This window comes from Nonomuraea sp. NPDC023979, assembly GCF_040639085.1.
Taxonomy (GTDB): domain Bacteria; phylum Actinomycetota; class Actinomycetes; order Streptosporangiales; family Streptosporangiaceae; genus Nonomuraea; species Nonomuraea ceibae.
Map to the genome: position 1 here is coordinate 363,377 of NZ_JBEZZG010000002.1, position 18,769 is coordinate 382,145.

At 73.8% G+C, this 18,769-nt stretch carries 13 protein-coding genes and 1 pseudogene; 4 read left to right on the forward strand and 10 right to left on the reverse strand.

The genetic code is table 11. The annotated features are described in order from the left end of the window. Nucleotides 1-6: 6 nt before the first annotated feature. Complete coding sequence (locus tag AB0G11_RS05020) at nt 7-375, reverse strand: DUF3499 domain-containing protein (protein WP_219499649.1); 369 nt, start codon at nt 373-375, stop codon at nt 7-9. Between the two features lie 135 nt (nt 376-510). Between AB0G11_RS05020 and AB0G11_RS05025 the strand changes: the two genes are divergently transcribed. Next, a complete protein-coding gene (locus tag AB0G11_RS05025) occupies nt 511-948 on the forward strand; it encodes a metallopeptidase family protein (RefSeq protein ID WP_308125583.1) in 438 nt (145 codons plus the stop codon). A 6-nt stretch (nt 949-954) separates the two neighbouring features. On the opposite strand, the gene AB0G11_RS05030 is transcribed toward AB0G11_RS05025, so the two are convergent. From AB0G11_RS05030 to AB0G11_RS05045, 4 genes are all read right to left on the reverse strand, one after another. Continuing rightward, nucleotides 955-2,259: a DUF5719 family protein gene (locus AB0G11_RS05030; RefSeq protein ID WP_219499652.1), complete on the reverse strand. Its 1,305-nt coding sequence runs from the start codon at nt 2,257-2,259 to the stop codon at nt 955-957. After that, on the reverse strand, nt 2,256-5,126 hold the full coding sequence (locus AB0G11_RS05035; RefSeq protein WP_357584049.1) for a glycosyltransferase: 2,871 nt from the start codon (nt 5,124-5,126) through the stop codon (nt 2,256-2,258). Before AB0G11_RS05035 ends, AB0G11_RS05030 begins: the two co-directional genes overlap by 4 nt. Nucleotides 5,127-5,234: 108 nt before the next feature. Beyond that, on the reverse strand, nt 5,235-5,495 hold the full coding sequence (locus AB0G11_RS05040; RefSeq protein ID WP_049564653.1) for a WhiB family transcriptional regulator: 261 nt from the start codon (nt 5,493-5,495) through the stop codon (nt 5,235-5,237). Between the two features lie 299 nt (nt 5,496-5,794). Then, nucleotides 5,795-7,726, reverse strand: coding sequence for a hypothetical protein (locus tag AB0G11_RS05045; RefSeq protein ID WP_357584051.1), 1,932 nt, complete (start codon nt 7,724-7,726; stop codon nt 5,795-5,797). Nucleotides 7,727-7,908: 182 nt separating this feature from the next. Here AB0G11_RS05045 and cofD point away from each other — a divergent pair, with 182 nt between their 5' ends. The 3 genes and pseudogenes from cofD (at nt 7,909) to AB0G11_RS05060 (ending at nt 11,094) form a co-directional block, all read left to right on the forward strand. Next, nucleotides 7,909-8,847 carry a 2-phospho-L-lactate transferase gene (gene cofD, locus AB0G11_RS05050; RefSeq protein ID WP_357584053.1) on the forward strand — a complete coding sequence of 313 codons (939 nt, stop codon included), beginning with the start codon at nt 7,909-7,911 and terminating at the stop codon, nt 8,845-8,847. Between the two features lie 170 nt (nt 8,848-9,017). Further along, nucleotides 9,018-10,271, forward strand: a pseudogene (locus AB0G11_RS05055) (coenzyme F420-0:L-glutamate ligase); the annotation flags it as partial. Nucleotides 10,272-10,362: 91 nt separating this feature from the next. Continuing rightward, complete coding sequence (locus AB0G11_RS05060) at nt 10,363-11,094, forward strand: lytic polysaccharide monooxygenase (RefSeq protein ID WP_219499670.1); 732 nt, start codon at nt 10,363-10,365, stop codon at nt 11,092-11,094. A 62-nt stretch (nt 11,095-11,156) separates the two neighbouring features. Here AB0G11_RS05060 and AB0G11_RS05065 read toward each other — a convergent pair whose 3' ends face one another. The 5 genes from AB0G11_RS05065 to AB0G11_RS05085 form a co-directional block, all read right to left on the reverse strand. Then, nucleotides 11,157-12,830 (reverse strand): substrate-binding domain-containing protein, encoded by a 1,674-nt coding sequence (locus AB0G11_RS05065; RefSeq protein ID WP_357584055.1) that lies wholly within the window; start codon nt 12,828-12,830, stop codon nt 11,157-11,159. Nucleotides 12,831-12,980: 150 nt separating this feature from the next. Further along, nucleotides 12,981-15,539, reverse strand: a complete 2,559-nt coding sequence (locus tag AB0G11_RS05070; RefSeq protein WP_357584057.1) for a bifunctional FO biosynthesis protein CofGH — start codon at nt 15,537-15,539, stop codon at nt 12,981-12,983. A gap of 47 nt (nt 15,540-15,586) precedes the next feature. Beyond that, nucleotides 15,587-16,483, reverse strand: coding sequence for a DNA-3-methyladenine glycosylase 2 family protein (locus AB0G11_RS05075; RefSeq protein ID WP_357584059.1), 897 nt, complete (start codon nt 16,481-16,483; stop codon nt 15,587-15,589). A gap of 30 nt (nt 16,484-16,513) precedes the next feature. Continuing rightward, the gene (locus AB0G11_RS05080) at nt 16,514-17,605 is read right to left on the reverse strand and encodes an NDP-sugar synthase (protein ID WP_219499678.1); all 1,092 of its coding nucleotides are present in this window, start codon (nt 17,603-17,605) and stop codon (nt 16,514-16,516) included. Between the two features lie 20 nt (nt 17,606-17,625). Next, entirely contained in the window at nt 17,626-18,744 is a 1,119-nt protein-coding gene (locus AB0G11_RS05085) for a glycosyltransferase family 1 protein (RefSeq protein ID WP_246643764.1), read from the reverse strand. Between the last annotated feature and the right edge of the window lie 25 nt (nt 18,745-18,769).

An 18,769-nucleotide genomic window follows, 5' to 3' on the forward strand; every position in this document is an offset into this window, starting at 1 on the left:
GGCGCGTCAGCGATCGCGGTTGGGCTGGGTGGAGCGCAGGATGCGGAGGTGGCCCCGCCGGCCGACCTCGACGGCGTCGCCGACCGGCTCGACGCCGCGCGCGGCGCTGGGCCTGGCCGCCTCGCGCACCGCGTTGGCCAGCGCTTCGAGGTCGTCGGAGCTGGGGGAAGCGCCGTCGGTCGGCAGCCGCACGACCTCCCAGCCTCGGGGGGCGGTCAGCCGCTCGGCGTGTTCGGCGCACAGGTCATAACAGTGTGGCTCGGCGTACGTCGCCAGAGGGCCTAGTACAGCGGTCGAGTCGGCGTATACGTACGTGAGCGTGAAGACGGCAGGCTGACTGCAAGCAGTGCGGGAACAGCGGCGGACGGGGCTCACGGAGGGACCGTATCTGGTAAGAGTGCGAGGCGCCACTACCTGAGCGCTCTTAACGAGCGTGTCGCCACAATTCGGACACCTGTCGCAGCCTTTCCACCCACATGCCCCGATGGGGCCTGCCTTTAGACTTGCCGTGTGACTCTCAAGCGCGGTCCCAGGCGTCGTGACCGGCACGGTCGTGGTCTGCGCGGGCCGCTCGCGCCCTCGTACGTGCCCATGTCCCGGGCCCGTTCCGAACGCTTCGACGACCTGGTGCTCGACGCCGTCGACCGGTTGCGGCCCAAGTGGGGCAGGCAGCTCGCGGCGGTGGAGTTCGCGGTGGAGGACGTGCCGCCGCTGAGCGAGCTGAGCGACGGGCCGGGGTTCGGCGGCGGTCCGATCCCGTTCGGCCGGGCCGACACGGCCAAGGGCCAGGACCCTGCCTCGGTGGTGGTCTACCGGCGTCCGCTGGAGGCGCGGGCCCGCGACCGCGAGACGCTCGGCGCGCTGGTGCACGACACCGTGGTCGAGCAGGTGGCGACGCTGCTCGGGCTGTCGCCCGAGACGGTCGACCCGGGCTACGACGAGCGCTGAGCCCGGTCAGGGCAGCACGGCGAGCGGGGTGTCGGCGAGGGGCGGCAGCATCGTCCACGTCCGGGCCTGGGCCAGCGGCTGGGCGGTGAGGAGCAGGCCGGCGCGCTGCCGTTCCTCGATGACCCGGCCGCCGTAGACCTGCCCGGAGACCGGGGTCACGACGACGCCGAACGCGCCCTTGGCCTTCAGCGGCACGCTCGTGGTGCGCCCGGCGGGGACCTCCACCTCGGCGGGGCTGCCCGGCTCGCCGCGGGCCGGCACGATCTGCACCCGCACCCGGCCGGCCGCGCCCGGCGCGGTCAGCAGCAGCCGCGAGCCCGTGCCGTTGGCCGCGACGGCGCTGCCCAGGTCGAGCGGCGGCGTCCCGGCGGTGTAGGCGACGTCCTGCCGCCCGCCGGTCCCGGTGATCACCACTCCGGCGACGACGGGGGCGGTCGAGTCGAGCACCAGCCCGGCCGACTCGCCGCCGATGCCGGTGGTGACGTCGATCGCCAGCACCCCGCCCGCGGGCACGTCGACGCTCTCGCGGCCCTTCATCGCGTAGCGGGAGCCCTCGGTCACGGCGGTGATGCGCACGGTCGCGTCGGCCTCGCCCGGCGCCGCGACCAGCAGCTCCCGCCTGCCGCCTCCGCCGGGGATGCCGGGCACGACGATTTTCGTGGCGGGCGCGGCGGCGGCCGGCAGCCAGTCGGCGCCGCCCGTCTCCGGCGCGGCGCTCGCGGCCACGGCCACCCGGCCCACCAGGGAGGTCACGCTGACCGCCATCACGTCGGCGGACGGCGCCAGGTCGCGCAGGTCGATCTTCCGGCTCTTGCCGGGCGCGACCTCCAGGCCGAGGCCCGCCTCGCCGGACACCAGCCCTTCGGCCGCCCACACCTGGACGTCGGCCATGGCGGGCGTCTTGGCGGCGTTCGTCAGGTGCAGCGTGACCTCGGCGTTGGCCGGGCCCGGCCCGACCAGCCAGGTCTCGGCGGCCGGCTCGGCGCACCGCACCCCGGCCAGCCCGCGCCGGGCGCCCGAGAGCGCGCGGGTGACGAAGCCCGCCTCCAGGCCGCCGGGCCCGGTCACGGTGTACGGCTCGGCGTCCTTCATGGTCTCGCGTGACATCGTCCCGGGCAGGTAGACCGCCACGTCGGCGCCCTTGACGCCGGGGCAGACCGCGGTCGCCGACTCGACGCCCACCCGCTCGGGCTTGGCCGCCGCGCGTCCGGCCGGGGCGGGCTCGGTCACGTACGCGATCCCGTACAGGGCCAGGAGGGCGGCCAGGACGGCGGCGAGCGGCGCGAACCGGTGGCGCAGGATCGCCGTCATGAGACGCCCGCCAGGGCCGGGTCGGGGGTCCGGGCGGCTTCCTCGGCGGGCTCGCGCCGGCCGGGCGCGGCCATCACGACCGCGACCAGCACCAGCGCGCCCTGGAGCCACAGCCAGGGCGTGTGCATGAAGTGCGCGGGCCGGGCGGGGACCGGCGTGAGGGGTTCGGCGATCCGCCACAGGCCGCCGCTGTCGGACAGGCTCATGCGCTGGAGCGAGGGCTGCGAGTCGAGCGTCCTGGCGAGCTCGGGCCCGACCGGCGGCGCCACCGCCACCATCGCCACGCCGTGCTGGGCCAGGACCTCGGCGTCGTTACCGCCGCGCCCGCCCGCGAGGCCCTGCGCCGCGGCCGCCACCTTGGCGCGCTCGGGGGAGGCGACGGGCAGCTCCGCCTCGCCGATCAGCGGGGTGCGCCCGCGCAGCACGGTGAACTCGGCGCCCCGGATGAGCAGGGTGCGCTCGCCGTGGCGGGAGTTCATGACGGCCAGGGCGGGCAGCGGGTCGCGTGCGTCGCCGTCGAGCGGCCCGCGTACGCCCTGGACGATCCAGTGCCCGGCGGCCAGCAGCGGCGTGCTGAACGCCACCGCCGCCACCAGCCAGGCGGCGATCCTGCGCGGGCCGCCCCGGGCGCGGGCGGCGTCCAGGCGGGGGGCGCTGAGCGCGGCGAGCACGATCAGCGCGGCCCCGGCGACGGCCAGCGGCACGCCCGGCCACGCGGGTGCGCCCGCCACGCCGACCCGGCCCGCGACCAGGGCGATCACCAGCGCGAACAGCGCGATCCCCCAGCCGGACAGCACGACGATCCGGCCGCGTTCGGCCCGGGGGTCCGGCTTGGCCCGCCGCCCGGCGCGGGCGCGGTGGACGAACAGCGCGCCCAGCGCCACCGCCAGCAGCCCGCCCGTCACCCAGAACGGCGGCAGGCCGGGCCCGCCGGGGCTGAGCGTCAGCAGGTCGCGGGCGCCGAGCGCCGGGCTCACCAGGGCCGGGTCGTGCAGCCCGGCCTCCAGCAGGAACCTGCCCGGGTCCAGCACCAGCCCGCCCAGCCAGGGCAGCAGCAGCGCCACCGGCACGCCCAGCGCGATGGCCACCGGCACGAGGACGCCGGGCCGTACCGTGCGGAAGAGCACCACGGCGAGCACGCCGAGCACCAGGGCCATCGGCAGCAGCAGCGGCACGAACGCCGCGCCCACCGCCAGCACGAGCCCGAACCCCCACGCCGCCCGGCGCGATCGGCGAGCGTCCGGACCGAGCAGGTGGGCGGCGAGCACCGCGCAGGCCGGCAGCAGCACCAGCACCGCCGCCGTGCCCAGCCGTCCCGACGCGACCGCGCCGGTCGCGACCGGCAGCAGCGCGTACGTGGCGGCCACCCACACGCGGACGCCGACGCCCGACTCGGTGGCGTCCGGCACCAGCCGCCGCGACGCCAGGTAGGCCGAGGCACCCGCCAGCGGCACCGAGCCGAGCAGCAGCACCGACACGGCCGTCGAGGTCTGCCCGAAGGCGAGCGTGGACAGCGCCGCGAGCACCGCCACGTACGGCGGCGCCCAGTCGGCCGAGCCGGGCCCGAGGTCGTGGAAGCCCCCCGTGTAGAACGCCCACAGGTCGCCCGCGCCGCCGGTCACCGGCACGAGCGCGCCGCCGCCGAGCCGTCCGGCCCCCAGCAGGGACCGCTCGGCCACCAGCGCGACCAGCGTGAGCCCGAACACCAGCAGCACGCCGGGCCGGCCGAGGAAGCGCTTGACCGGGTTGCCCTGCGGCGCCGGCGCGGGCGCGATCACCTCCTCCTCCGGGGCGGCGTGGTGGTGGCGGCCCGCCGAGTCGACCGGCCCCTCGCCCGCCAGGAAGCTCTGCACCATGTCGGTGAGGCGGCGCAGGCCCGCGCCGCGCGGCGTGAGCAGGCGGCTGATGCGTTTGTAGCCCTTCTTGCGGCCTTCGCGCCTGGCCCGCCGGGCCTTGGCCAGCCGCACCGGGTGCGCCAGGACCGAGCCGAGCGCGACCAGCTCGTCCAGGGCGTTCGCCGGCTGCTTGCCCAGCACGAACAGCACCGTGCGCGTCAGCGAGCCCGCCACGTTGCGCAGCAGCGCCCACAGCATCGCCAGGAACGGCAGGTTCGCCATCACGACGAAGATGCCGTTGCGCCGGTCGAGCCTGCGCGGATGGTCGCCGCTGACCGTCATGCGCCGTCTGCGGCGGGCCGACGCCTCGGCGTGCCAGGCCACGGCCTCGGTGACGGCCAGCACCCGGTGCCCGGCGTTGCGCACCCGCCAGCACAGGTCGAGGTCGTCGCGGAAGATCGGCAGGAACGGGTCCAGCCCGCCGGTCGCCTCCCACACGTCGCGCCTGATCAGCATGCCGGCGGTGGACACCGCCATGACCTCGCGGGTGCCGTCGTGCTGGCCCTGGTCGAACTCGCGGGCCTCCAGCCCGGTGTCGCGGCGGCCGGTGCGGCCGACGGTCACGCCGATCTCCAGCAGCAGCCGCCGGTCCAGCCAGTCACGCAGCTTCGGGCCGAGCACCGCCGCCTTGCGGTCCTCGTCGGCGGCGCGCAGCAGCGCCTCCAGGGCGCGGCGGTCGGGGGCGCAGTCGTCGTGCAGCAGCCACAGCCACTCGCCGTCGACGCCCGGGGGCAGCTTGCCGAGCACCTCGGCCACGGCGTCGCCGAAGCTCGCCGAACGGGGCAGCCTGAGCACGTTGGCGGAGCCGAGCGCCTGCGTGAGCAGGTCGGCCGAGCCGTCGCGGCTGCCGTTGTCGGCGCCCACCACCCGGTCCGGGCGGTAGCTCTGGCTCGCCAGGGCCTTCAAGGTCTCCCCGAGCCAGCGCCCGCCGTCGTGTGCGACGACGATCACGGTGACGAAGGGACGGGACATGCGGCTCCATTGGGCGGTGATCAAACGCCGCCACCTTACCGGTCGCACCGCCCACGGATACGGAAAAGGGTCACACGGGTGACCGCGTGACCCTTTCCACATCTATCCCTAAACGGCCTGGCGCTTGATCCGTCTGCGCTCCCGCTCGGACAGCCCACCCCAGATGCCGAAGCGCTCGTCGTGCTCGAGTGCGTATTCCAGGCACTCCGCACGCACTTCGCACGATCGGCACACCTTCTTGGCCTCTCGGGTGGAGCCGCCCTTTTCCGGGAAGAACGCCTCTGGATCCGTCTGCGCGCAGAGTGCGCGCTCCTGCCAGCCGAGTTCTTCAGCGTCAAGCTGATCCTGTGCGATGACCAGATCGGTCACTGCACACCTCCCTGCCGCCCGCCCGCAATGGAGCCCCCCATGGAACGCCTTCCTTGTACCCACCCACGGGAAGGCGTAACAACATGGTTGTAATTACACGCGTGTGCCGTACGTGGCGTCAAGCGGCATGCCGGTATCCGGGGGAAGACCAGCTCTCGCCCCGGTCGTGCCTGGCATCAGATGTTCGCGCCCGGTTTGCGCCGGGCGTGTTCAACGCTGTCAGCGGTCGGAACCGTATCAGGGCGGGATGAGCCCCGCCCTCCGGGCCACCTCTTCTCTAGCCGTCGTTTGCCGGTTCCTTACCTGCGTGGCTCATTCGGGGTGTATATGGCGGTCGGGTCGATCGGGTCGTCACCCTGGCGCGGCTGGTCCCCCAGCGCGTCACCGCGGATCGCCTGCTGGTCCAGGCGGATCGTCGAATCCGCCGGCTGCTGGCCCCAGCCGGGCTGCTGATACTGGCCCTGCTGCGGCTCGTAGGCGGCCTGCGGCTGCTGCGGGTGACCGAACACGTCGTCGTGCCGCTGCGGCTGGCCGTACTCCGGGACGCGCAGGTCAGGCGCGGTGCCCACGCCCGACTGGTAGGAGTCGGCCTGCTGGTAGGCGTCCAGGAGCTGCTGCGAGCGCGGGTCCACCGGCGGGTCCGGCTCGTGCTGCGGCGCCCCGAACTCGTGGCCCGAATAGCCGGTGAACGGCTGGCCGCCCTGGCCGTGCTGCTGGCCCGGGCTCTGCTGGGGCTGCTGGCCCTGCTGGTCGAACGCCGACTGGCGGTCGTAGTAGGGCTGCTGCTGGTCCGGGTACGGCACGCTGGGCGCGGTCTCGCCCGACGGGTACGACGGGGCGTACGGGTTGGGCTGGTTGTGCACGTTCGGCTGGCTGTCGGCCGGGACGTACGGGGCCGGCTGATACTCCGACGGGGGCTGGTAGCCCGAGTCCGGCATCGTCTCCGACGGCGTGTAGGCCGCGTGCGCGGGCTGCTGCGGGGCGTACGGGTTCTGCGCCGGGGGGAACGCCTCGGTGGGGGGCGGGGCGTACTGCTCCTGGGCGGGCTGGGCGTACGGGTCCGCGGCCGGGGTGGCGTACTGCTGGTCCTGGGCGGGCGGGCTGTACGGGTCCTGGTTGTACTGCGGGGCCTCCTGCGCCTGCGCGGCGTAGGGGTCCTGGCTGTAGTGCTGGTCCTGGCCGTACTGCGGGGCCTCCTGGGCGTACGGGGGCGCGTCCTGGGCGTACTGGGGGCTGTACGGGTCCTGGGCGGGCGGGCCGTAGCCGCCGGAGTCCTGCTGCTGGTCGGACGGGGCCGCGGGCAGGGCCGCCCGGGGCTGGGGATACTGCTGGGCGGCCTGCTGGGGCTGGGGCTGCTGGACCGGCGGCTGGTAGGCGTCCTGCTGCGGCTGCTCCTGCGCGCCGGACGGCGGCTGCGGGCTGTAGGACTGCTGCTGGTACGGGGGCTGCTCCGGCTGGCCGCCGTAGCTCGGCGGCTGCTGACCGTAACCCTGCTGCGGGGCGGCCTGGGGCGCGGGCTGCTGGTTGGGCTGCTGGTTGGACTGCGGGGTGGGCTGCTGGCCGGGCTGCGGCATCCCCTGCTGGGGCTGCGCGTAGTCCGCCTGGGCCTGCTGGGGGGCGGGCTGCTGGCCGTAGTCCGGCTGGCCGTACTCCTGGCCGCCCTGCGACGGAGGCTGCTGGGCGTAACCCTGCTGCGGGAAGCCCTGCTGGGCGTAACCGGGCTGCTGGAACTGGCCCTGCGGGAACTGGCCCTGCTGGCCGTACCCCTGCTGGGGGAAGCCCTGACCGTACGGGGCCGCCGGGCGGCGCTCCGGCATGACCTGCGGCAGCAGGTACACCAGCGCGAGGGCCGTCAGCGCCAGCATCGGCACGCCCGTCAGCAGGAACTCCACGGTCGAACGCGCGGTGTTGCCCGCGAACAGGCCGAGCAGCAGCGACAGCGCGCCGAACACGGCCGCCGCGGCCAGCGCCCCGGCCGCGATGTACGCGACGGGCTTGGCCTTGGCCGACGGCGGGCCGACCTTGGTCAGCAGCAGCACCGCGCCGAGCAGCAGCGCGGTGATCACCGGGCTGGTCAGGCCGGAGAAGTGCATGTAGGCGCGCTCGGTGAAGTCCGCGCTGGTCGAGCCGATCAGAATCCGGCCGATGGTCAGCAGGATGTCCAGGCCGCCGGCGGCCAGCATGATCCAGGCGGCCGGCTCCTTCAGCCTGGCGACGTCAAAGTTGCTCACAAGTACCCCCATCGGACCCTTTAGCCCGAAGGGAGTTTGCCACATCACCGACTTGTCCGGCGGGAGTCCCAGGAAGCTCGCAGATCTCAATAGTCGCTCTTTTCCCCGCATATCAGGGTTTTGCGGGCCGTCAAGAAAAGGGGAAAAACGGTCCCGGGACGGGGGGTGGAAGACTGTTCCGCATGCACATCGTGACCCTCGCCGGCGGCATCGGCGGCGCCCGCTTCCTGCGCGGACTCCGCGCGACCGCGCCCGCCGACCAGATCACCGTCATCGGCAACACCGGCGACGACATCACCCTTTTCGGCCTGCGCGTCTGCCCCGACCTCGACACCGTCATGTACACCCTCGGCGGCGGCATCGACGAGCAACAAGGCTGGGGGCGCGCCGACGAGACCCACGTCGTCAAGGAGGAGCTGGCCGCCTACGGGGTCGAACCCCAATGGTTCGGGCTGGGCGACCGCGACTTCGCCACCCACATCGTGCGCTCCCAGATGCTCGAAGCCGGCTACCCGCTCTCCCAGATCACCGAGGCGCTGTGCGCCCGCTGGCAGCCCGGCGTACGGCTGCTGCCCATGACCGACGACCGGTGCGAGACCCACGTGGTCATCGACGACGAGCGCGGCCGGCGCGCCGTCCACTTCCAGGAATGGTGGGTGCGCCTGCGCGCCTCCGTCCCCGCCGAGTCGATCGCCCTCGTCGGCGTCGAGTCGGCCAAGCCCGCCCCCGGCGTCCTCGAGGCGATCGCCGACGCCGACGTGGTCATCCTGCCGCCGTCCAACCCCGTCGTCAGCATCGGCACCATCCTCCAGGTGCCGGGCATCCGCGACGCCCTGCTCCCCAAGACCGTCGTGGGCGTCTCCCCCATCATCGGCGGCGCCCCCGTGCGCGGCATGGCCGACGCCTGCCTGACCGCCATCGGCGTCGAGACCAGCGCCCAGGCGGTCCTCTCCCTGTACGGGTCCGACCTGCTCGACGGCTGGCTGGTCGCGCCGGAGGACGCCGGCGTCGCCCTCGACGGCGTACGCGTCGAGGCCCGGCCCCTGCTCATGTCCGACCCCGCGGCCACGGCCGCCCTCGCCCGCGCCGCCCTCGACCTCGCCCAGGAGCTCACCTCATGACCCACCCCACGCAGCCCCAGGCAACCCCCGCACCGGCAGGCGCCCACCCGTCCGGTACGCCCTCCCCCGCCGCACGGGGTGCGCTTTCCCCGGGAGAGGAAGCGCAGGGCACCTCCCCCGCACCCGCCGCAGAGAATGCGCCTTCCTCTTGGGAGGGGACCGCGGGTGAGCGGGTCGAGGTGGTGCCGGTGGTGGGGATCGGAGAGGTGCGGCCGGGGGACGACCTCGCGGCGCTCGTCCCCGGGGTGCGCGACGGGGACATCGTCGTCGTCACGTCCAAGATCGTGAGCAAGGCCGAGGGGCGGGTCAGGGAGGCGCCGGACCGGGCGAAGGCGATCGAGGACGAGACGGACCGGGTCGTCGCCAGGCGCGGCGACACGGTGATCGCCCAGACGCGCCACGGTTTCGTGATGGCCGCCGCCGGGGTGGACGCGTCCAACACCGACCCGGGGACGGTGCTGCTGCTGCCGGAGGATCCGGACGCGTCGGCGCGGCGGATCCGGGCGGGGCTGGGCGGCCGGGTCGGGGTGATCGTGTCCGACACGTTCGGCAGGCCGTGGCGGCAGGGGCTGACGGACGTGGCGATCGGGTCCGCGGGCGTGGTGACGACGGCCGACTTCCGGGGTTCGCGGGACGCGTACGGCAATCCGCTGAGTGCGACGGTGACAGCGCTGGTGGACGAGATCGCGGCCGCCGCGGAGCTGGTCAAGGGCAAGCTGGACGGCGTTCCGGTGGCGATCGTGCGGGGGCTGGGGCATCTGGTGACGGAGGAGGACGGGCCGGGGGTGCGTCCGCTGGTGCGTCCGGCGGACGAGGACCTGTTCCGGTACGGGTCGCGGGACGTGGTGTTCGCGCGCCGGACGATCCGGGAGTTCGGCGACCGGCCGGTGGATCCGGATGCGGTGCGGCGGGCGGTGGCTGCGGGGATCGCGGCGCCGGCGCCGCATCACACGACGCCGTGGCGGTTCGTGCTGGTGGAGTCGGCGCAGACGCGGCTGCGGCTGGTGGACGCGATGCGGGAGGCGTGGATCGAGGATCTGCGCGGCGACGGTTTCTCCGAGCAGTCGATCGCCAAGCGGGTCAGGCGGGGTGACGTGTTGCGCAACGCGCCTTATCTGGTGGTGCCGTGCCTGGTGATGGAGGGCTCGCACACCTACCGCGACGAGCGGCGCAACGCTGCGGAGCGGGAGATGTTCGTGGTGGCGATGGGCGCGGGCGTGGAGAACTTCCTGGTCCAGCTCGCGGTGGAGGGGCTGGGGTCGGCGTGGGTGTCGTCGACGATGTTCTGCCGCCCTGTGGTGCGGGAGGTGCTGGACCTGCCGGAGGAGTGGGACCCGATGGGCTGTGTGGCGGTGGGCCATGCCGCTGCGCCACCGCGGGACCGGGCGCCGCGTGACGCGCTGGACTTCATCGTGTCCCGCTGACTGATATTTCGAGCCACAGTCACGTAACGGTTTACCGTTAGGAAACTTTCCTTTACATTTGGGCCATCCCCCCAAGTAGAGGAGCCACTAGATGAAGAGGTTGCTCACGTTACTCTCCGTCGTGGCGATTGCGGTCGCCACGGTGGTCTTCAACACCTCACCGGCCCTGGCCCACGGGTACGTCAACTCGCCGCCCAGCCGCCAGGCCCACTGCGCCCAGGGGCGCGTCGCCAACTGCGGCGACATCATTTACGAGCCGCAGAGCGTCGAAGGCCCCAAGGGCCAGCGCAACTGCCACGGCGGAGTCGGGCGGTTCGCCCAGCTCAGCGATGAGAGCAAGCCGTGGCCCGTCACCTCGGTGGGCACCAGCGTCAACTTCAACTGGCGGCTCACCGTCCAGCACGCCACCAGCACGTGGGAGTACTACGTCGGCGGCACCCGGGTGGCCGTCTTCAACGACGGCGGCAAGCGACCCCCGGCATCGGTGTCACACACTGTGAACCTGAGCCAGTTCCCCGGCCGGCAGAAGGTGCTGGCCATCTGGAACATCGCCGACACCGCCATGGCCTTCTACGCCTGCATCGACCTCCAGGTCGGCGGCGGCGGCCCCGGCACCCCGACGCCCACGCCCACCCCGACCCCGACCCCGACGCCGACCGACACGCCCACCAACCCCCCGGGCGGCACCTGGACCGCGGGCACCGCGTACACCGCGGGCTCGACGGTCACCTACGGCGGCGCCACCTACCGCTGCCTCCAGCCGCACACCGCGATCAACGGCTGGGAGCCGCCCAACGTCCCCGCCCTATGGGGCAGGGTCTGACCTGAAATGACCGAAGGGGGCGCCCGCCCACCTGGGCGCCCCCTTCTCCATGCCCGGGTTCGTCACGCCCCCGGCCGGCAGGTCGGGTGACACAGGCGCCGGGCCAGGGCGGCGAGGAACACGTCGATGATCTCGCCCGGCTCCTGGGCCACGTGCAGGGAGCCGTTGGTGGCCGAGGTGACGGCCGTCAGCCCGGCGCGGTCGACGTCCTTGCCGAAGGCGATGACGACGATCTGCACCGGCCGGTCCGCGTCCCACTCCTCGCGCAGCTCGGCCAGCAGCTCCGCCTGGGAGACCCCGCCGCCGTCGTCCCTGCCCGCGGTGATCACCAGCAGCGTGTTGTTCATGTCCTCCCGGTACGCCGTGCCCACCTTGCGGAAGCCGTCCAGGATCGCCTCGTACAGCGAGCTGCCGCGCTTGGGGTGGGCGGTGATCGTGCCGGTGAGCTCGTTCAGCCGGCTGCGCCTGACGACCTGGCCGCTCTCTGGCCGGTCGATCGGCCCCAGGCTCACCAGCTCCCGGTGGTCCTCGCTGCCGCCGAGCCGGTCGGCGAACTCCCACAGGCCCATGTGCGTCGAGTTCGGGAAGAGCGCCAGGCCGGTCCTGGCGGCGGCCAGCGCCACCTCGACGCGGGTGGTGTCGCCCAGGGGCTCGGCCATGTGCTTGGAGGTGTCGCTGAGCACCAGGATGTTCGTCGGCGGGGCCAGCCTGCTCCAGGCCAGCAGCGCCTCGTCGATGTCCTCCGGCGACACCGAGGGCCGCACCCGGGGCGTGGCGTCCGGGCCGGGCGCGAGCGGCCCCTGCGAGCCGTCGCCGGAGCGGAACCCGGCCCGGCGGACGATCTCCTGCGCCTGCGGCTCGCCCAGCCAAGCGGCGAAGGCGGCGGACGCCTCCGCGACGGCCGGGTCGGTCGCGGTCACCACGTACGGGTAGTCGAGCGTGATCGTGCCCTCGCGCGGGTGCAGGGCGACGACCGGATCGGCCGACGGGCCCCGGCCGGTGTGCTCGCGCACCGACTGCTCCGGCACGATGACGACCGGCCGCTTCCAGAACGTGCGGTCGTCGACGGCCTCCAGCATGCTGCGGTAGTCGGGCGCGGACCCGGCCTGGGCCCACCGCACGAACGCCGTCAGCGCCTTGTCGGCCTCCGGCCCGGCGCCGACGACGTCGCGGGCCGCCGCCACCGTGGCGATCCCGGCCCCGGCCAGCGACGGGTCCGGCACCCGTACGACGTCGGGCTCCTCCTCGGTCGGCGTCAGCCGGCCGCGCAGCGTCGGCGGGAACACCATCCGCCAGTTCATCTCCGTGTTGCCCACCGCGAAGCGCTCGGCCAGCGATGACCGGGTGGCGAACACCAGCGGCGAGGTCGCCACCACCCGCTCGCCCGCCGGCAGCGACCGCGCGCCCTGCTTGCGGGCCAGCCGGATCCACGCCGACGAGTCGGTGATCCAGCCGTCGGGCCGCTCGCGCAGCACGCCCGCCCGGTCGCCGATCAGCGTGCGCAGCACGGTGGCGGGCGGCTGCTCGGTCACCTGGACGAGCACGCAGCGCCCGCCCACGCTCGCCCGCGTGCCGTTGAACCGCCCCGCCGCCTCCATCACGGCGGGCGCCACGTCCACCGCCGCCGCCACGTCGACCAGAACAGGCTCTCGCGCGGTGCACAGCGCGCCCGTGCCGCCGGACACCAGGACGATCCCGCCGGCCAGCACGGCCACGGCCGCCAGGCCGGCCAGCATGCCGCGTTGGAGCGCCTTCCTCCGTCTCTGCCTGGGAGACAGCGCGGCGCGGTGTCGCCCTAACCGCACGGTGCACCTCACTTGAAGGGGGGTGTCGATTGTCCCAGCGCCTCCCACGACCGGCGCAAGAGGCGATAGAACTTGTTATATCTAGGCCAGCGGCAGGACCCGCCTGACGCTCTGGCACACGCCGTCGCTGGCGGCCGAGGCGGCCAGCCGCTCCGCGCTCGGCACGCCGTACTCGGTGGTGCGCTGCCGGACCGGCCTGCCGGTGACCTCCGCCATCGCGCGCAGCTCGCTGATGGTCTTGTACGAGCCGTTCTCCGAGCCGGCCATCCGGCTGATCGTCTCCTCCATGAGGGTGCCGCCGAGGTCGTTCACGCCGCCCTGGAGCACCTGGCGGCACAGGTCGTCCTGGAGCTTGACCCACGAGCACTGGATGTTGGCGATGGCGCCGTGCAGCAGAATCCTGGCCAGGGCGTGCACGGCCCGGTTCTCGCGGGCGGTCGGGCCGGGCCTGGCGACCCCGGCCAGGTAGATCGGCGCGCTGGTGTGCACGAACGGCAGCAGCACGAACTCGGAGAACCCGCCGGTCTCCTCCTGCAGCCGCCTGATCAGCTTGATGTGCCTGACCCAGTGCAGGTGGTCGTCCACGTGCCCGTACATCATGGTCGAGGTCGTCGGGATGCCGACGCGGTGCGCGGTGGTGATGACCTCGATCCACTCCTTGGCGGGCAGCTTGCCCTTGGTCAGCACCCAGCGCACGTCGTCGTCGAGGATCTCGGCGGCCGTCCCGGGCAGGGAGTCGACCCCGGCCTCCTTGGCGGCGTGCAGCCAGTCCTCGATGGAGAGGTTCGTCCGGCTTGCGCCGTTGATGACCTCCATCGGGGAGAACGCGTGCACGTGCATGCCGGGCGTGCGCTCCTTGACCGCCCTGGCCAGGTCGAAGTACGCGGTGCCGGGCAGGTCGGGGTGGATGCCGCCCTGCATGCACACCTCGGTGGCCCCGGCCAGCCAGCCTTCCTCGGCCCGGTCGGCGACCTGCTCCAGGCTCAGCGTGTAGGCGTCGGCGTCGGTGCGGCGCTGGGCGAACGCGCAGAACCGGCAGCCGGTGTAGCACACGTTCGTGAAGTTGATGTTGCGGTTGACCACGTACGTCACGTCGTCGCCCACGGCCTGGCGGCGCAGCTCGTCGGCGATCCCGGCCAGCTCCTCCAGCGCGTCGCCGTCGGCCGACAGCAGCGCCACCGCCTGCTCGTCGGTCAGCCCCGCCGGGTCGCGCTCGGCGGCCCGCAGCGCCTCCCTGACGTCGCCCGGCACGGCGCCGCGCCCGGAGGCGGCCGGCAGCCGCTCACGCAGCGCCTCCCAGTCGCCGTAGACGTGGTCGAAGTCGTCGCGCCGGTCGCCGGTCCGGCCCGTGGTGTCCACCTCGACGTGCAGGTCCACCCGGCCCGTGGGGGCGAACCCGCCGTCGGGCTCCTGCCACGGCAGCCCTTGCGGCACCGCGTCCTGCCTGGCCAGGCCGGTCTCCGGGTCGGCCAGCGCGGCCACGTGCGCCATGACGCGGGGGTCCAGCCACGGCTCCCCGGCCCTGACGTACTCCGGGTAGACCGTCAGCCGCTCGCGCAGCCGGAACCCCGCCTCGGCGGTCCGGGCGGCCAGCTCGTCGATCTGCGGCCAGGGGCGCTCGGGGTTGACGTGGTCGGGGGTGAGCGGCGACACGCCGCCCCAGTCGTCGATGCCCGCGCGGATCATCAGCGCGTACTCGGCGTCGACCAGGTTCGGGGGCGCCTGCACCCGCGCCCGCGGGCCCAGCACGAGCCGGGCGACCGCGATGGTCGCGGCCAGCTCCTCCAGGTCGGCGTCCGGCAGCCCGCGCATCGCCGTGTCCGGCTTGGCGCGGAAGTTCTGCACGATGACCTCCTGGACGCCGCCGTACTCGCGCGCCACCTTCCGGATCGCGAACAGCGACTCGGCCCGGTCCTCGACGGTCTCGCCGATGCCGATCAGGATGCCGGTGGTGAACGGCACGTTGCTGCGCCCGGCGTCCTCCAGCACCCGCAGCCGCACCGCCGGGTCCTTGTCGGGCGAGCCGTAGTGCGGCTGCCCCTTCTCCTCGAACAGCCGCCGCGAGGTCGTCTCCAGCATCATGCCCATCGACGGCGCCACCGGCTTGAGCCGCTGCAGGTCACGCCAGCTCAGCACACCCGGGTTCAGGTGCGGCAGCAGCCCGGTCTCCTCCAGCACCCGCACCGCCATCGCGCGCACGTACGACAGCGTGTCGTCGTAGCCGTGCGCGTCGAGCCACTCGCGCGCCTGGTGCCACCGGTCCTCCGGCCGGTCGCCGAGCGTGAACAACGCCTCCTTGCAGCCCATCGCCGCGCCCTGCCGGGCGATCTCCAGCACCTCGTCCGGGCTGAGGAACGGCGCCTCCAGCTTGTGCGGCGCGGTGGCGAACGTGCAGTAGCCGCACCGGTCCCGGCACAGTCTGGTCAGCGGGATGAACACCTTCCTGCTGTACGTGATCACCCCCGGGCGGCCGGCGGCGGCGAGCCCCGCGTCCCGTACGCGGGCGGCGTGGTCGAGCAGGGTGTCCAGGTGGTCGCCGCGTGCCTGCAGCAGCACGGTGGCCTCGGCGGCGTCGAGCGCCTTGCCGTCACGGGCACGGGCGAGCGCGCGGCGGAACGCGGAATCACTGACAAGACTCATAGCGGCACACTACGACGCGCTGAGTTCTCGTACCGCACCCAGGGCTTCTAGAAGGACCGATAGTCGCGCGCGGCCATCCTCGGGCCGCGGGCCGGCGGGCGGCGGCCGGTGAGCGTGATGAGCATCGCCGCCCGGTGCCGGTGGCCCCGGTAGGGCTCCAGCAGCCGCAGCATGCCCGGGTCGTCCGTCTTCTCCCCGGTCAGCGCGTAGCCCACGATCTTGGCCAGGTGGAAGTCGCCCACGCTGACGGCGTCCGGGTCGCCGAACACCCGCTGGCGCACCTCGGCGGAGGTCCACACGCCGATGCCCGGCAGCGCGCGCAGCAGCCGGTCGAGCTCCTCGCTGGTCGCGGCGGCCTCCAGCTTGGCGGAGTGCCAGGCGGCGGTGGCGATCGTGCGGGCGCGCACCGCCTCGGCCCCGGCCCGGTGCCAGTGCCAGGACGGGATCTCGCGCCACACCTGCGGCTCGGGCGCCACCCGCATCCCGTCGGGCGCGGGGCCCGGGGCGGGCTCGCCGAAGTGGCGCAGCAGGTAGCGCCAGGCGCGCCACGCCTCCTGGCCGACGACCTTCTGCTCCAGCACCGCCGGGACCAGCGCCTCCATGACGCGGCCCGTACGGCCGATGCGCACGCCCGCGTGCGCGCGCATGGCCTCGACCAGGACCGGATGCCGCGCGGTGAAACCCGACAGGTCGTCGTCGGCGCCCACGAGCGCGGGCAGCGACTCCAGCGCCCACTCCGCGCCCGGCCCCCACGCCCGCCCGTGCACCTGACCCCCGGCCACCGTCACCCGCAGCGTGGCCGGCCCGTCAGGGGTGCGGGAGGTGCGCCACACGGCCCCGTCGGGGGTCCGGCACCAGGCCGGGTCGCCCCCGCCGCGCTTGTGCGCCGCCAACGCCAGGCCCACGTCGAGCGGCCCGGCGGGCGCCCAGCTACGCTCCCTCACCCATCCAGTCTGCGGCACGGAACGAGCAGGTCAGACGTCACTCGAATAGCGGACCGCGCGCTCCGGCAGCTCGATGCCCGGCCAGATGCGCACCCCGGCCTGCAGCTCGTTGCCCGGCCCCACCACGGCCCCGTCGCCGATGACGGCGTCACGCACCACCGTGCCGGCGCACACGCGGGCGCCCTGCCCCAGCACCGAGTCGGTCACGATCGCGCCCGCCTCGACCACGCAGTCGTCGGCCAGCACCGACCCGACGACCGTCGCGCCCGCCTCGACCACCGTGCGGGCGCCGACCGCGGTGCCGCCCTGCACCTTCGCCTCCGGCGACACCAGCGCGCCGTCGAGCGCCAGCCACTCGCCCGCCGGCCCCGGCAGCGCCGGCGACGCCAGCCTGCCGAGCACCAGGTCACGCGACCCCTGCACGTACGCGCTCGGCGTGCCCACGTCGAGCCAGTACGTGCGGTCGGCGTAGCCCAGCACGAGCCGCCCCGACTCGATGAGCCCCGGGAACGTCTCGCGCTCGACGGACACCACCTCGTCACGCGGGATCTGGTCGATCACCGACCGGGTGAACACGTAACAGCCCGCGTTGATCCGGTTGGTGACCGGGTTGGGAGTCTTCTCCAGGAACGCGGTCACCCGCCCGTCGCCGTCCGTGGGCACGCAGCCGAACCTCGTCGGATCCTCCACCTCGGTCAGGTGGAGCGTCACGGCCGCCTCCCGCGCCAGATGCGCCCGCACCTGGTCACCGATGTCATGGCCGGACAGGATGTCGCCGTTGAGGATGAGCACCGGCGCGTCGGGCGGCGACGACAGCGCCTCGGCGGCGTTGCGGATCGCGCCGCCCGTGCCCAGCGGCGTCTCCTCCGTCATGTACTCCAGCGAGAGCCCCAGGGCCGACCCGTCGCCGAACACCGGCTCGAACATCGACGCCTTGTACGAGGTCGCGAAGACGATCCGGCGCACCCCGAACGAGCGCGCCCGCGCCAGCTGGTGGGCCAGGAACGGCACTCCGGCGGTCGGCAGCAGCGGCTTCGGCGTGCCCAGCGTGAGCGGACGCAGGCGCGTGCCCTGTCCCCCGACCAGGAGGATCGCCTCTAGATCCGGCAAAGAGCTCTCCATAACTGTGCGAGGGTACCCAACTATTCGACTGCGCGTTGATAAGAGCTGAGGTGCGCCTCCGCGGAGGCCTCCCAGGTGAACTCCCTGGCCCTGGCCAGACCCGCCTCCCGAAGCTGCGCTCGCCGCTCCGGCGCGGCCAGGAGCTGGGCCAGCGCGGAGGCGATGCTGTCGGCGTCCGGCTCAGTGTAGGCGACCGCGTCGCCGCCGACCTCGGGCAGCGAGGTGCGCTGGGTGGTCAGCACCGGCGCGCCGCAGGCCATCGCCTCCAGCACCGGCAGCCCGAACCCCTCACTGCTGGACGGGAACGCCACCACGAGCGCCCCGCCGAGGAATCCCGGCAGGTCAGGCGCCCGCAGGAAGCCCGGCCGTACCACCTTGACCGTGGCCTCCACCTCCCGGCAGGCGGCGTCGACGTCGTCCTCGTGCACGCCGCCGCCCAGCACCAGCGCCGGCGGATCCGCCAGGCCCGCCACCGCGGCGGCGAAGCCCCGCACCAGGTTCGGCACGTTCTTGCGCGGGTCGAGCGCCCCCAGGAACGCCACGTACGACTGGCCGTGCAGGCCGAACCGGCTGGCCGCCCGCCGCACCTCCGCCTCCGTCGGAGGATGGAACAGCTCCTGGTCGACCCCGTGGTAGGCGACGTCGATGCGGGTCGGGTCGGCGGCCAGCACCCGCACCAGCTCGTCCCGCGTCGCCTTCGACGGCACGATCACCCGGTTGGCGTGCCGCACGGCGGTGCGCGTCGCCGACCGGAAGAACGACGCCTTCACCGCGCTGTGCTGGTCGGGCTCGGTGAACCAGGAGACGTCGTGCACCGTGACGACCGTCCGCAGGCCCGACCGGAGCGGTATCGAGTAATAAGGAGCGTGGATCACCTCGGCCCCCGCCTGGCGGGCCAGCAGCGGCAGGCCCGTCTGCTCCCACGCGAGCCGCGCGGCCCTGTTGGTGATGGAGACCGGGCCCGGGATGATCCGGGCAGAAGGCGCGAGCCGGGTGTAGCGTTCGGCGTCGGCCCGCTGACAGACCACCGCAAGATCGGCTCCCGCCCGGTCGAGAGCCGACACCAGACCGTCCACGTACCTGATCAGCGCGCCGCGGTCGGCCGGGACCGCCGCCGCGTCGACGAGCACTCGAGGCATTACGTAGATCTTCTCCCCTCAAGAT